A 13533-nucleotide genomic window follows, 5' to 3' on the forward strand; every position below is an offset into this window, starting at 1 on the left:
GTTCAGCGGTGGTCTGCCGCGGCGAGGGCGGTGCGCAGGAGGGCGGCTGCCCGGGCGCTGTGCGGCGGCCGCATCAGTCCGTAGTGGTCGGTGGCGGCGTCGTGGCGGGTGAAGCCGGCCGCGGCCCGCCCGGCCCACCGGTCAGCGGCATGCTCCCGGGCACCGGTCGTGCTCTGGAGGAACAGGACCGGGCAGGGGGCCGCCGGGGGCTCGTACGCCGCGGCGGCACGGATCCCGGTGCGGAACACCGCGTAGTGCCGGGCGAGGTCCCGCGGGTCCAGTCCGGGGGCGAAGCCGTCGCGCGCCACCTGCTCGGCGAGGACGGCGAGCCGGGTCGTGGTGCCGGCGACGCTCCGCAGGGCACTGCGCAGGGCGTACACGCTCGCGTCGGACGGGTCGAAGCCGGCGGAGCGGGCCAGGTCCTCGTGGAACCACTCCAGCAGGTCGTTCTCGTCGGCGGGGAGGCTGCCGGGGTCCGGGTAGCCGGTGTCGAGGAGCGCGAGGGTCGCCACCTGCTGCCCGGCGGACCGCAGTTGGACGGCCATCTCGTGGGCGAGGAGCCCGCCGAAGGACCAGCCGGCCAGGTGGTAGGGGCCGGTGGGGCTGATCCGGCGCAGGGCCTCCACATGGGCGGCGGCCAGCTCCCCGACGGTGGCGTCGGGTACCGGGTCGGGGGCGGTCAGCCCGGGTGCGGTCAGCCCGAAGACCGGTCGTTCGGCGCCCAGTTCCGCGGCCAGGCTCCGGTAGCAGAAGACGTTCCCGCCGATCGGGTGGACGAGGAAGAGCGGGTCGAGCGTGCCCTCGGGCTGGATGCGGACCACCGGGTCCGGTGCGGCCTCGGCCCGGCGGCCGCGCAGCAGGGCTGCCTGCCGGGAGACGGTCGGGTGTTCCATGACGACCGAGACGCCGAGCCGTTCGCCGAAGGCCTGATTGATCCGGCCGATCAGGCGCAGGGCGTCGATGGAGTGCCCGCCGGACTCGAAGAAGTCGTCGTGCACGCCGACGGGGCCGGCGGCCAGGAGCCCCTCCCAGATCCCGGCGAGGCGGGCTTCGAGGGCGTCGCGGGGCGGGGTCGGTTCGACGCCGCCGCGCAGGTCGGCGGGGTCCGGGTCGGGCAGGGCGGCGCGGTCCAGTTTGCCGTTGGCGGTCAGCGGGAGGGCGTCCAGGCGCACCCAGGCGGAGGGGACCATGTACTCGGGGAGCCGTTCCCGGGCGTGGGCCGCCAGTTCGCCCGGGTCGGGGGCGGGGGCGGTGTCCGGGCCGGCCGATTCGGGGACGAAGTAGCCGACGAGGCGTTCGCCGCGGGGCAGGACCGCGCAGTCGCGGACAGCGGGGTGTTCGGCGAGGACCGCCTCGATCTCCCCCGGCTCGACACGGAAGCCGCGGATCTTCAGCTGGTGGTCGGTGCGGCCCGCGTACTCCAGGGCCCCGTCGGGCCGGTGCCGGGCGAGGTCGCCGGTCCGGTACAAGCGGCGCACGGCGCCGTGGGGGCCGGTGTGCTCGATGAACCGCTCGGCCGTCAGTTCCGGTCGTCCGTGGTAGCCGTCGGCGAGGCCGACGCCTTCGAGGAAGAGCTCCCCGGTGACACCGAGGGGGACTTCGGCCAGGCGCCGGTCGAGGACGTGGGTGCGCATGTTGGCGATGGGGCGGCCGATGGGCACGGTGTCGCCGCCATCGGGCCGGCACTGCCAGTACGTGACGTCGACGGCCGCCTCGGTGGGCCCGTAGAGGTTGTGCAGTTCGACCCCGGGCAGCCGCTCGAAGAACCTGCGCTGCACCTCGTACGGCAGGGCCTCGCCGCTGCACACCACCCGGGTGAGGCCGGCCGCGCCGGTCACGGCCGCGGGGTCGTCGAGGAAGACGCTGAGCATCGAGGGGACGAAGTGCACCGTGGTGACGCCCTCGTCGTGGATCAGACCGGCGAGGTAGCCGGGATCGCGCTGGCCGCCGGGGCGGGCGAGGACGAGGGTGGCGCCGGTCAGCAGGGGCCAGAACAGCTCCCACACGGAGACGTCGAAGGTGTACGGCGTCTTGTGCAGCACCCGCTCCCCCGGCGTCAGGCCGTATTCGTCCTGCATCCACAGCAGCCGGTTGGCAATGGCGCGGTGGGAGACCACGACCCCCTTGGGCTTGCCGGTGGATCCCGAGGTGAAGATCATGTACGCCGGGTCGGCGGGCGCCGGTCCGATGACGGGGCCCACGGGGTCCGCAGTACCGGTCGCCATACCGGTCGCCATACCGGTCGCAGTACCGGTCGCAGTACCGGTCGCCATACCGGTCGCCATACCGGTCGCAGTACCGGTCGCAGTACCGGTCGCAGTACCGGTCGCAGTACCGGTCGCGGCCTCGTCCGGCCGGACGACGGTGACCCCCGATCCCTCCAGCCGGTCCGCCCACGCGCCCTCGGTGACCACCAGGGCGATGCCGGACTCGGCGAGCAGGGACCGCACGCGCGGCGCCGGGTGCTCCGGGTCCAGCGGGACGTAGGCGGCTCCGGACTTCAGGACGGCGAGCAGGACGACGGGCAGGGCGAGGGAGCGTTCCAGCAGCAGGCCGACGAAGGTGCCGGGGCCGGCGCCCCGTTCCCGCAGCGCCGCGCACAGCCGCTCGGCCTCGGTGTCGAGGGCGCGGTAGGTGAGCTCCGCGCCCTCGAAGCGGACGGCGGGGGCCTCGGGGGTCCGCTCGCGCTGCTCGTCGATCAGCCGGGTCAGGACGTGCGTCCGCGGGTAGTCGACGGCCGTCCGGTTCCACTCGGCGTAGCGGCGGTGTTCGGCCTCCGGCAGCAGGTCGGCGGCCGTGCAGTCACGCTCCGGTGCCTCGGCCAGGTCGCGCAGGGCGGCCGTGTAGGAGGCGTGCGCGCTCGCCATCTGCTCCTCGGAGAACTGGGCGGCGTCGAAGCGCAGGCCGAGTTCGAGCAGGGCGCCGTCGGGGCTGCGGGAGAACTCCGCGCCGAAGGCGAAGTCGGTGCCCGCCTCCCCGGTCTCCTCCAGCACGGTGAACGCGCCGCCGGTGGGCCCGTCCTGCTCGACGTGGAAGTGGGTGTAGTTGAAGAAGGTCTCGAAGAGCGGGCCGCCGCCGGACAGGCGCTGGATCTCGGCGAGCGGGAAGCGCCGGTACGCGTGCAGCCCGGCCTCGAGCTCGGCGACGTGTCCGACGAGCCCGCGCCAGCTGAGCCCGGTGACGCCGACGCTCAGCGGCAGGGTGTTCAGGAAGGCGCCGACCACCTTGTCGCCGTCGGTCTCCTCGACCCGACCGTTGTGCACCACTCCGGTGGTGACCGCGTCGCCGCCGCCGAGCAGGGCCATGACCCGCAGGTGGGCGGCGAGCAGGACGGTGCGCAGCGGTACGCCGCACTCGGCGGCCAGGGCGGTCAGCCGGGCGTGCAGTCCCTCCGGGAGCGGTGCGAGGTACCAGGACATGGCGGCGGGTCCGCCGGGCGCCGCCGGGCGCGGCAGCCGGGTCGCGGGGGCGTCGGCGGTGCGGGCCGTCCAGTGGGCGCGCTGTCCGGGGTCGGCCAGCGCGGCCCGTTCGAGGGCGACGAAGGACGCGAACCGGGAGCGGGGGCCCGCTTCCGGGGAAGGACCGTCGCCCGGGGTCGGGGCCGCGAGCGCCTCGGTGTAGCAGGAGGCCAGTTCGGTGAGGAGCGAACGTTCGCTCCAGCCGTCCAGCACGGCGTGGTGCTCGGCGACGAACAGCTGGAGGCGGGTGTCGGAGAGCCGCTGGACGTGGAAGCGGATCAGCGGGGGCCGGTCCCAGTCGAAGGGCCGGTCGCGCTCGGCGGCGTAGCGGGCGGCCACGGCGGTGCGCTGCGCCTCGGGGTCGAGGCCGTGCAGGTCCTCGAAGGTGATCTCCGGGCCGGCGCCGCGGTGCACGAGCTGCAGGGGCTCGGTGAATCCGTGCGGGTCGAAGGAGGTGCGCAGCATCTCGTGCCGGGCCGCGAGGACCTCGACGGTGGTCCGCCAGGCGGCCTCCGAGAAGGGCGTCTCGACCAGGTAGGAGGCCACGTTGTGGTAGACGCGTCCACCGGCCGACGGCAGGTCGCTGTGGTAGAGCATGCCGGCCTGGAGCCGGGTCATCGGATAGGCGTCCTGAAGCCCCTCGGGCAGGGCCGCCCGGTCCTCGGGGGTGAGCAGGGCGAACGGCTCGTACGCGGCCCCGGCGCCGGCCGCCGCGTCGCGCGGGGTCACGACGGGGGCGAGGGCGCGGGCCGTCTGACGGCGCATGAGGTCGGCGACGGTGAGGTCGAGGCCCCGCTCCCGGATCCGGGCGAGGAGCTGGAGGGAGCGGATGGAGTCCCCGCCGAGGGCGAACCAGTTGTCCAGGGCGCCGACCCTCTCGTGCCCGAGGACCTGTGCGAAGACCTCGGTGAGCGCGGTCTCGACCGGCCCGCGGGGCGCCTCGTAGGCGGCGGTGGGGGTGCGGGCGACCGAGCCGGGGGCGGGCAGCCGGCGGCGGTCGGTCTTGCCGTTGGCCGTCAGCGGGAAGGCGGGCAGGGTGACGAACGCACCGGGGATCATGTAGCCGGGCAGCCTGCGCGCGAGGTGGTCGCGCAGCTCCTCGACGGTGGGGCCCGCACCGTCCTCGGCCCCGGTCACGGCCAGGTAGCCGACGAGGACGTCGCTCCCCGCGGGGTCCGGTGCGACGAGGGCGACCGCGGCGTCGACGAGGGGGTGGGCGGCCAGGGCCGCCTCGACCTCGCCCAGTTCTATCCGGAAGCCGCGCAGTTTGACCTGGTGGTCGATGCGGCCGAGGTACTCCAGGTCCCCGTCGGGCAGGGCGCGCGCCAGGTCTCCGGTGCGGTACAGCCGCTCGCCGGCCGAGAGTCCGGCGGGCGCGTCGGCGACGCGGGCCGCGCCGCCGTCGCCGAGTCCGGTGGGGAAGCGCTCGGCGGTGAGTTCGGGCCGGCGCAGATAGCCGCGGGCCAGGCCCGCCCCGGCGACGTACAGCTCCCCGACGGCTCCGCGCGGGACGGTCCGGCCTCGCGCGTCGAGCAGGTGCAGGCGCAGGTCGGGGATGGGCACGCCGATCACACTGCCACGGCCCTGCTCGGCGTCCCGGACGGTCAGCGGCCGGTACGTGACGTGCACGGTGGTCTCGGTGATGCCGTACATGTTCACGAGGCGGGGCGCGCTGTCGCCGTGCCGGGCGAACCACCCGGCGAGGGCTGCGACATCGAGGGCCTCGCCGCCGAAGACGACGTGGCGCAGGGCGAGCCCGGATCCGGCCGCACCGGCCGTGCGGTGGTGCTCCTCGTCGGCGCGGGCCAACTGGTAGAAGGCGGAGGGGGTCTGGTTGAGGACGGTGACCCGCTGCGCGCGCAGCAGGCGGTGGAACTCCTCCGGCGAGCGGCTGGTCCCGTACGGCACCACGACGAGGCGGCCGCCGTGGGCGAGGGCTCCCCACAGCTCCCAGACGGAGAAGTCGAAGGCGATGGAGTGGAAGAGGGTCCACACGTCCTCGGGGCCGAAGCCGAACCAGTGGTCGGTGGCGGAGAACAGCCGGGTGACGTTGGCGTGGGGCACGAGGGTGCCCTTGGGGAGGCCGGTGGAGCCGGACGTGTAGATGACGTACGCAAGGTGGTCCGGGGTGACGCCGGTGTCGGGGGCGGTGTCCGGTTCGGCGGCCAGGAGCGGGGCGTCGGCGAGCAGGTCGACGGCGTGCAGGCCGGGGGCGTCCCACAGCGCCCGGGTGCCGGTGGTGCCGACGACGTGCTCCAGGCGGGCGTCGCCGATGATGTGGCGCAGCCGCTCGGGCGGGTTGTCGGGGTCGAGCGGCAGGTAGGCGCCGCCGGCCTTCAGGATGCCGAGCAGGGCGACGACGAGGTCGGCGGAGCGGGGCAGGCACAGTCCGACGAGGGTGTCGGGGCCCACGCCGAGGGCGCGCAGCCGGTGGGCGAGCCGGTTCGCCCGGGTGTCGAGCTCGCGGTAGGTGAGGGAGGTGTCCTCGTGGACGAGGGCGACCGCGTCGGGGGTGCGCGCGGCATGCTCCGCGAAGATCTCGTGGACGCAGCGGGACTCCCCCGGAGCGTGCGGGAGGGCGGCGCCGACCGGGAGCGGGGCATCGGCCTGGAGCGGGGCCTCGGCCGGGAGCGGGGAACCGATGCCCGTGCGCTCGTCGTCCGACAGCATCGGCAGGGCGTCGAGGGTCAGTTCGGGGTGGTCGGTGGCGGCGTCCAGGAGGCGCGCGAAGTGCCTCCCGAACCGCTCGATCGTGGCGGCTTCGAAGAGGTCGGCGCGGTACTCCAGCCGGCAGCTCAGCGCGCCGCCGGTGCGGACGACGTCGAAGGTGAGGTCGAACTTGGCCGTTCCGGCGGGTCCTTCGAGCATCCTGGCCCGCGGCCCGGGCAGGCCGTCGGTCATGCCGTCCTCGTCGTGGAGCCCGAACATGACCCGGAAAAGAGGCGCTTCGTCACCGGTGCGGCCCGGCGTGATCCGGTCGACGATCCGCTCGAAGGGCAGGTCCTGGTGGTCCTGCGCGTCGAGCACGGTGTCCCGTACCCGCTCCAGGTGGACCCGGAACGCGGGGGCGTCGGCCAGGTCCGCGCGGATCACCAGCGTATTGACGAACAGGCCGACGGTGTCGTGGAACTCCTTGCGGCTGCGGTTGGCGACCGGTGTCCCCACCAGCACGTCGTCGGTTCCCGTGGAGCGGCCCAGCACGACCTGGAAGGCGGCCAGCATCAGCATGTAGGGCGTGCTGTGCGTAGCCCGGCACAGCCGCTCCATGCGGGCGAGCACCGGGGCGGGCACGTCGAAGGAGTGCAGCGCCGCCGCGCCGCGCGCCGCGCCGTCACCGGGCCGGCCGTCCCGGGGCAGGGGCGCGTCGGGCAGCTCACCGCCCAACCGCTCCTCCCAGTGGGCGAGCTGGCGCCGGGCGGCTTCGCCCCGCAGCCATTCCTCCTGCCAGTCGGAGAAGTCGGCGTACTGGTATTCCGGGGCCTCCTCGGCCGGTCCCGGGTGCGGGCCGTCGATGTGGCGGGCGTACGCGGCGAGGAGTTCACGGGCGAGGATCCCGACGGACCATCCGTCGCCGACGATGTGGTGCATGGCGAGCGCGAGGACGGCGCCGTCGGGGGTGTGCAGCAGGGCCGCACGGAAGAGGGGGCCGGCTTCCAGGTCGAAGGGCCGGTGGTGCTCGGCGGCCATCCACTCCTCGGCGGCCCCGTCCCGGTTCCCGTCCCCGTCCCCGTCCCCGGGCACCGTGGCGCAGGACCAGGCGAGCACGGCCCCGGTGTCGATGTGCTGCCACAGCTCGCCGTCGCGCAGGACGAACCGGGTGCGCAGTGCCTCGTGCCGGTCGAGCAGCCCCTGGGCGCACGTGCGGAGCGCGGACTCGTCCACCGGTCCGTCGAGGCCGTAGAAGACCGGCATGTGGTAGGTCGGCCGGCCCTCCTCCATCTGCTGGAGGAAGTACATGCGCTGCTGGGCTGCCGACGCACGGAACGCGCTGAACGACGGCTCCGCAGGGCGTTCGATCGGATCGTGACTGGCCAAGACAACTCCCTCGACGCCGCACCGGTGCCTGGTACGCGGCGCATGCTCCGCTTGATTGCCCTCTCAGCCTAGGAACGGCGCGGTGGGGGGTGAAGTCGCCTCTTTTCGGTCCCCGATTCACGTGACCGGGGCCGTCGGCGCACGCGCCGGCCGGGGCCGCACGCGGTGGACGGCCCTCGGGAATGCGGCTGGAAGCCCGTGTTCCAGCCGCCTTCGGGGGCCGCGGGGCGCGACACTCCTACGGGTCCCCGGACGTCCCGGACACCGTCGGCGCGTCACCGCAAGCACGATCGCGACAGGAGAGCACCATGCCGTTCATCACCGTCGGCCAGGAGAACACCACCGACATCGACCTCTACTACGAGGACCATGGCAGCGGTCAGCCCGTCGTCCTCATCCACGGCTACCCCCTGGACGGACAGTCCTGGGAGAAGCAGGTCCCCGTCCTCCTCGACGCCGGCCACCGCGTCATCACCTACGACCGGCGCGGCTTCGGGCGGTCCGGCCGGCCCACCACCGGCTACGACTACGACACCTTCACCGCCGACCTGCACGCCCTGATGGAGGCCCTCGACCTCACCGACACCGTCCTCGTCGGCTTCTCGATGGGCACCGGGGAGGTCGGCCGCTACCTCGGCACCCACGGCTCCGCGCGCGTCGCCAAGGCGGTGTTCCTGTCGGGCCTGGAGCCGTACCTCCTCAAGACCGACGAGAACCCCGCCGGTGTCGACGGCAGCGTCTTCGAGGGCATCCTCGCCGCGGTCACGAAGGACCGCTACGCCTACTTCGCCGACTTCTACCAGGCGTTCTACAACCTCGACGAGAACCTCGGCACGCGCATCAGCGAAGAGGCCGTCCGGGCGAGCTGGGGCACCGCGGCGGGCGCCTCCCCGTACGCCTCGCGCGCCGCCGTCCTCACCTGGACCACCGACTTCCGGGGCGACATCCCGAAGATCGACGTCCCCACCCTGATCCTGCACGGCACCGGGGACCGCATCCTGCCCATCGGGTCCACCGCTGAGCCCTTCCACAAGGCCCTCCCCCACGCGGACTACGTCGTCCTGGAGGGCGCCCCGCACGGTCTGCTCTGGACGCATGCCGACGAGGTCAACAGCGCGCTCCTGGCCTTCCTGCGGAAGTAGCGCGCACTCCCCTCGCGGAGCGTGCACCCTCCGCGCGCGCGGCCCTGACGCAACGGATTTGCTTTAAGCTGGTCGCATGAGCCGAAGAGCGATGGTCCGCCCCGGAGGCCGCAGCGCGCGGGTCCAGCAGGCGGTCCACACCGCCGTGCGGGAACTGCAGGCCGAGCTCGGGCGGCCGGAACTGACGATCCCGATGGTCGCGGCGCGGGCCGGTGTCACCCCGTCGACGGTCTACCGCCGCTGGGGCGACCTGCAGGAACTGCTCTCGGACGTCGCCGTCGAGCGCCTGCGCCCGGAGGCTCCGCCGCAGGACCGCGGCGACCTGCCGGCGGATCTGCGGGGCTGGGCCGAGGAGTTCCTGGAGGAGATGGCCTCACCCACGGGGCGCGCGTACATCCGCGACGCCCTGCTGGGTGACCCCGACGGCGACAACGCGGGCCGGTGCTCGGCCTACGCGGCGGAGCAGATCGCCGTCGTACTCGCGCGCGCCGCCGAGCGCGGCGAGGACGCCCCGGACGTCGAGACGGTGCTCGACCGGGTCGTGGCCCCGATGATGTACCGCATCCTGTTCCGCCCGGCCGGCCTCACCGGCGCGTACGCGCACGGACTCGTGCGCGACGCCCTCCAGGGGTTCGGCGCACCCCGCTGACCTGCTGCCGCGTGGCGGCCTGCGGTCAGCGGTCAGCGGTCAGCGGCCGTAGAGGGGTCCGGGAAGTCGGGGCGGTCGGCCACGGGTTCGAACCGGTAGGCGTCCCCCTCGGCGACCACGCGGCCGGCGGTCGGCGCCGGGAAGTGCGTACCGAGGACCAGGCCGCCGGTGTCGGCGAGTCCGGCGAGCAGTGCCCGGCGGGTGGCCTCGGCCCGCACGGGGTCGATGTCGACGCAGCTGCCGATCTCCGGGTGCGCCAGCTGCACGGGGTGGTGGACCGCGTCCCCGGTGATGAGGGCCGTCGCGCCCGCGCTGCTCACCCGTACCGCGATCTGTCCCGGCGTGTGCCCCGGGGCGGGCAGCAGGCGCAGCCCGGGGGCCACGTCGACACCTTCGGCCGGTACGTCGACCAGATCGAGCAGGCCCGCCTCCTCGACCGGCACCACGGAGTCACCGAACATGGCGCTCCGCGCCTCGTCCATGTCGTAGGCGGCCCAGAACTCGCGCTCCGCCCGCGACGTGAGGTAGCGGGCGCGCGGGAAGGTCGGCACCCATGCGCCGTCCACCTCCCGGGTGTTCCAGCCGACATGGTCGGTGTGCAGGTGGGTGAGGATCACCAGGTCGACGTTCCCGGGGGTGAATCCGATGGCCGCGAGGCGTTCGAGGTAGTCGGTGCGGAGGTTGTGCCAGGCCGGGTTGGCCCGCGTCTTGCCGTTGCCGATCCCTGTGTCGACGAGGACCCGCAGGCCATCCACGACCAGCGCGAAGCTGTGGCTGTCGAGGTGCAGGACGCCGTCCGGGCCGGCGTGGTCGGGGTGCAGCCAGGCGTGTGCGGCGACCACGTCCGGGGTGGCGGCGGGCAGCAGCCACGGTCCGGTCGCCGGTGGCAGGGGCATCTCGTCGATCCGGTGGACCGTGATCTCCCCGACCGACCAGTGGGCGGCCGCGGCCGGGGCCGGCTCGGTGAACTGGGCGGTGCGCATATGCGTGTTCCTTCGTCCGCGGGGGTCGACGAGCAGTAAAAGCGATTCATTCGCTTTAAGTGACCGTAGGCCCTACGGTGACCTAACGCAAGGCATTAGCTTTAAGGCGCGATCTTCGTCGCGCCGCTCCCCCTGAAGGAAGGCTGTGCATGTCCGCCTCAGACCTCACCCCTCCCGAAGCCGCCCGCTGGGCCGCACGGTCCGGACTTCCGCTCGGACAGGACCGCCACGCGGAGGTCGCCGCCGCCGCCGACCACATCCACGCCGTCGTATCGCTCCTGCGAGAACTGGACTTCGGCGAGACACCGCCCGCGAGCGCGTACCGCGCCGGAGGGGAGCAGCACGATGCGGCCGTATGAGCTGACCCTGGCCGAAGCGGCCGAGGCCGTACGCACCCGACAGCTCTCGCCGGTCGAACTCGCGGACTCGGCGCTGGAGCGCATCGCGCGCGTCGAACCGCACCTGCGGGCCTTCACCGCCGTGACGGCGGACCGTGCGCGCGATGCGGCGCGGCGGGCGGAACACGAGGTCGCCGCCGGCGCGTACCGGGGCCCCCTGCACGGAATACCCGCGGGGCTCAAGGACCTCATCGACGTGGCCGGGCTGGCCACCACGGCGAGCTCCCGGGTCCGCACGGGGCACCGCGCGAAGGAGGACAGCACCGTCGCCGCGCGACTCGCCTCGGCCGGAGCGGTGCTGGTGGGCAAGACCCACACGCATGAGTTCGCCTACGGCCTGACCACCCCTCAGACGGCCAACGCCTGGCACCCGGACCGGGTGGCCGGCGGGTCCAGCGGCGGGTCGGCCGTCGCCGTGGCCGCCGGAGCGGCCGCCTTCGCCCTGGGCACCGACACCGGCGGATCGATCCGGGTACCCGCCGCCCTGAACGGGGTCGTCGGACTGAAGCCGACGTACGGGCTGGTGCCGCGCCACGGCGTGACCTCCCTGGCCTGGTCGCTCGACCACGTGGGGCCGCTCACCCGCACCGTGGAGGACGCGGCGCTGGTCCTGGCCGCCCTGGTCGGGCACGACCCGCGCGACCCGGCGTCGGTCGCGGCCCCGGCGGTGGACTACCGTCCGGGCCCCGGCGCGGATCTGACGGGGCTACGGGTCGGCGTGCCCGGCAACTACTACTTCGACCACGTGGATCCCGAGGTGGAGGCCGCCGTCCGGCGGGCGATCGGTCGGCTGGAGGAGCTCGGCGCCCGGCTCGTCGAGGTCGAGATCCCGATGACCCGCTACATCCGGGCGGCCCAGTGGGGCCTGATGGTGCCCGAGGCCACGGCCTACCACGAGCGGACGCTTCGGGCGGTGCCCGACCTGTACGACGCCGACGTCCGCGTCCTCCTGGAGGCGGGCGAGCTGATGACCGCCGGGGACTACCTGCGGGCCCAGCGCGCCCGCACCCTGATGCGGCAGACCTGGCAGGAGATGCTGGAGGCGGTCGACGTGATCGCCGCGCCGACCGTGCCGCTCACCGCGGCGAAGACCGGACAGACGAGTGTGACCTGGGGCGACGGCAGCGTGGAGAGCGTCCCCGAGGCGTACGTACGGCTGTCGGCCCCGGCCAACCTCACCGGCGTACCCTCACTGAGCGTGCCCGTCGGCCTGGACGCGGCGGGCCTGCCGATCGGCATGCAGCTCATGGGGCGGCCCTTCGGCGAGGCCGCGGTACTGCGGGCGGGGCACGCCCTCGAGCAGACCGGCGGCACCACCCTCGGCCCACCCCCGGAGCCGGGACCGGCCGCCTAGCGGAACCGGCGTACGGCCCTCACCAGGCGGCGAACCGGCCGTGCGGGAGGTGGAGTTGAGCCAGTCACGGCGGCTGCGGCCGGTGTGCCTGGTGAGGGTGCCGGCCGCTATGTAATGTCACATCGCATGATGCTCTTACGGCGTGCGGCGTCGGCCGCCGCCCTCCTCTCCCTCGTCCTCCCCCTGGCAGTCGCCTCGCCCGCGCACGCGGCCGAGGGCGCTTTGGCCTGCCGCACCTCCCCGTCCGCACCGCTCGACGCCGAACAGGCGCGGCTCGCCGACGCGCGGACCACGGCGCTCGTCGAGCGCACCGGGCTCGGGGACTTCGTCCGCCGGTTTCCCGCCGCCCTGTGCGCGACCCGCGGCACCGCCGAGGCGGACCGGCTGGTCGTCGACTGGGGCGAGGCCCTGTGGCAGGCCTCCGTACGGCGTGCCCAGGGCCAGCGGCCCGGCGGCGACCTCGCACCCGGGGACGACCGGCCGCTGTACTGGGCGCGCCTGGGCATGACCGTCGCACTCGCCCGCTGGCAGCCGGAGTTCACCGCCGACCGGGCCGCGCTCCGGGCCCGCTTCGAGGACTCCTCCCGCGGCCTCACGAACAACGCCTTCCGCACCGCGCCCGGCGTACGGCGCGTGTTCATCAGCGGGTTCGACCCCTTCGGGCTCGACGCCGAGATACGCCGCGCCAACCCCTCCGGATCGGCCGCGCTCCAGCTCAACGGACGGCGCGTGACCCTCGCCGACGGCAGCACCGCGGAGATCCGCGCCGTCGTCCTCCCCGTGCGGTACACCGACTTCGACGCCGGGATGGTGGAGCGGGCGTTCGGCCCGCGCATGGCCGGCGGCGGCCCGGCCACGGCGGACATCATCACCAGCGTCAGCCAGGGCTACCCCGGGATCTTCACCCTGGAGGACTGGGCGGGGCGGGCACGGTCCGCGGACCCGTACCCCGACAACGTACGCGCCCTCTCCGGCGGCACGCGCGAGCGCCCGGTGACCGCCCCCGGCATGGGGCCGGGCCCGGAGTTCATCCGGACCACGCTCCCCGCCGACGCCGTGACCGGCGCCGTGCAGAGCCCGTACCCGGTGCTCCTGAACCCCGGCGTGACGGAGATCCCGGCGGGCGGCACCGCTCCCGTCGACCGGTCCGACGGCCCGACGCCCGGCTCGCGCGCCGTGGAGGGCGGCGGGGGCGGCTACCTGTCCAACGAGGTGGCCTACCGCTCCAACCGGCTGCGCGCCCAACTCGCCCCGCACCTGCCCGGCGGACACCTCCACACACCGGTGCTCACCGGCCTGCCGGCCGACCCGCAGCTGCTGACGGGCACCGAGTTCGAGCGCAACGAGAGCGCGATCACGGCCGAGGTCCGCTCGGTCCTCGAACACGCCGCCGCCCGCCGGTAGTCGCCGCCCCGCCTGCGGTGCGTGCACCTGCCATGGGGCAGGATGGCAGCCCGTTCCGGATGCGTACACACGCCCGAACGAAGCTTCACGCACGACAAACTGACAGGTGA

The 13533-nt window shown here is 74.2% G+C and carries 7 protein-coding genes; 5 read left to right on the forward strand and 2 right to left on the reverse strand.

The genetic code is table 11. The annotated features are described in order from the left end of the window. Positions 1-2: 2 nt before the first annotated feature. Positions 3-7493, reverse strand: a complete 7491-nt coding sequence (locus ACIQZO_RS25155; protein ID WP_403629942.1) for an amino acid adenylation domain-containing protein — start codon at positions 7491-7493, stop codon at positions 3-5. 308 nt (positions 7494-7801) lie between these two features. On the opposite strand from ACIQZO_RS25155, the gene ACIQZO_RS25160 reads away from it, so the two are divergent. Further along, positions 7802-8635, forward strand: a complete 834-nt coding sequence (locus ACIQZO_RS25160) for an alpha/beta fold hydrolase (protein WP_403629945.1) — start codon at positions 7802-7804, stop codon at positions 8633-8635. Between the two features lie 76 nt (positions 8636-8711). Next, positions 8712-9284, forward strand: a complete 573-nt coding sequence (locus ACIQZO_RS25165; protein ID WP_403629948.1) for a TetR/AcrR family transcriptional regulator C-terminal ligand-binding domain-containing protein — start codon at positions 8712-8714, stop codon at positions 9282-9284. A gap of 32 nt (positions 9285-9316) precedes the next feature. Here the strand turns inward: ACIQZO_RS25165 and ACIQZO_RS25170 are convergent, their stop codons facing one another. Then, positions 9317-10267, reverse strand: coding sequence for an MBL fold metallo-hydrolase (locus ACIQZO_RS25170; protein WP_403629950.1), 951 nt, complete (start codon positions 10265-10267; stop codon positions 9317-9319). A gap of 149 nt (positions 10268-10416) precedes the next feature. Between ACIQZO_RS25170 and ACIQZO_RS25175 the strand changes: the two genes are divergently transcribed. The 3 genes from ACIQZO_RS25175 to ACIQZO_RS25185 all read left to right on the forward strand — a co-directional run bounded on the left by ACIQZO_RS25175 (position 10417) and on the right by ACIQZO_RS25185 (position 13423). Next, entirely contained in the window at positions 10417-10626 is a 210-nt protein-coding gene (locus ACIQZO_RS25175; RefSeq protein ID WP_403629952.1) for a hypothetical protein, read from the forward strand. Next, entirely contained in the window at positions 10613-12019 is a 1407-nt protein-coding gene (locus ACIQZO_RS25180; protein ID WP_403629954.1) for an amidase, read from the forward strand. Before ACIQZO_RS25175 ends, ACIQZO_RS25180 begins: the two co-directional genes overlap by 14 nt. A gap of 126 nt (positions 12020-12145) precedes the next feature. Then, complete coding sequence (locus tag ACIQZO_RS25185) at positions 12146-13423, forward strand: pyroglutamyl peptidase (RefSeq protein ID WP_403629957.1); 1278 nt, start codon at positions 12146-12148, stop codon at positions 13421-13423. Positions 13424-13533: the final 110 nt, after the last annotated feature.

The sequence above is a fragment of the Streptomyces sp. NPDC097617 genome (assembly GCF_044761485.1).
Taxonomy (GTDB): Bacteria; Actinomycetota; Actinomycetes; order Streptomycetales; family Streptomycetaceae; genus Streptomyces.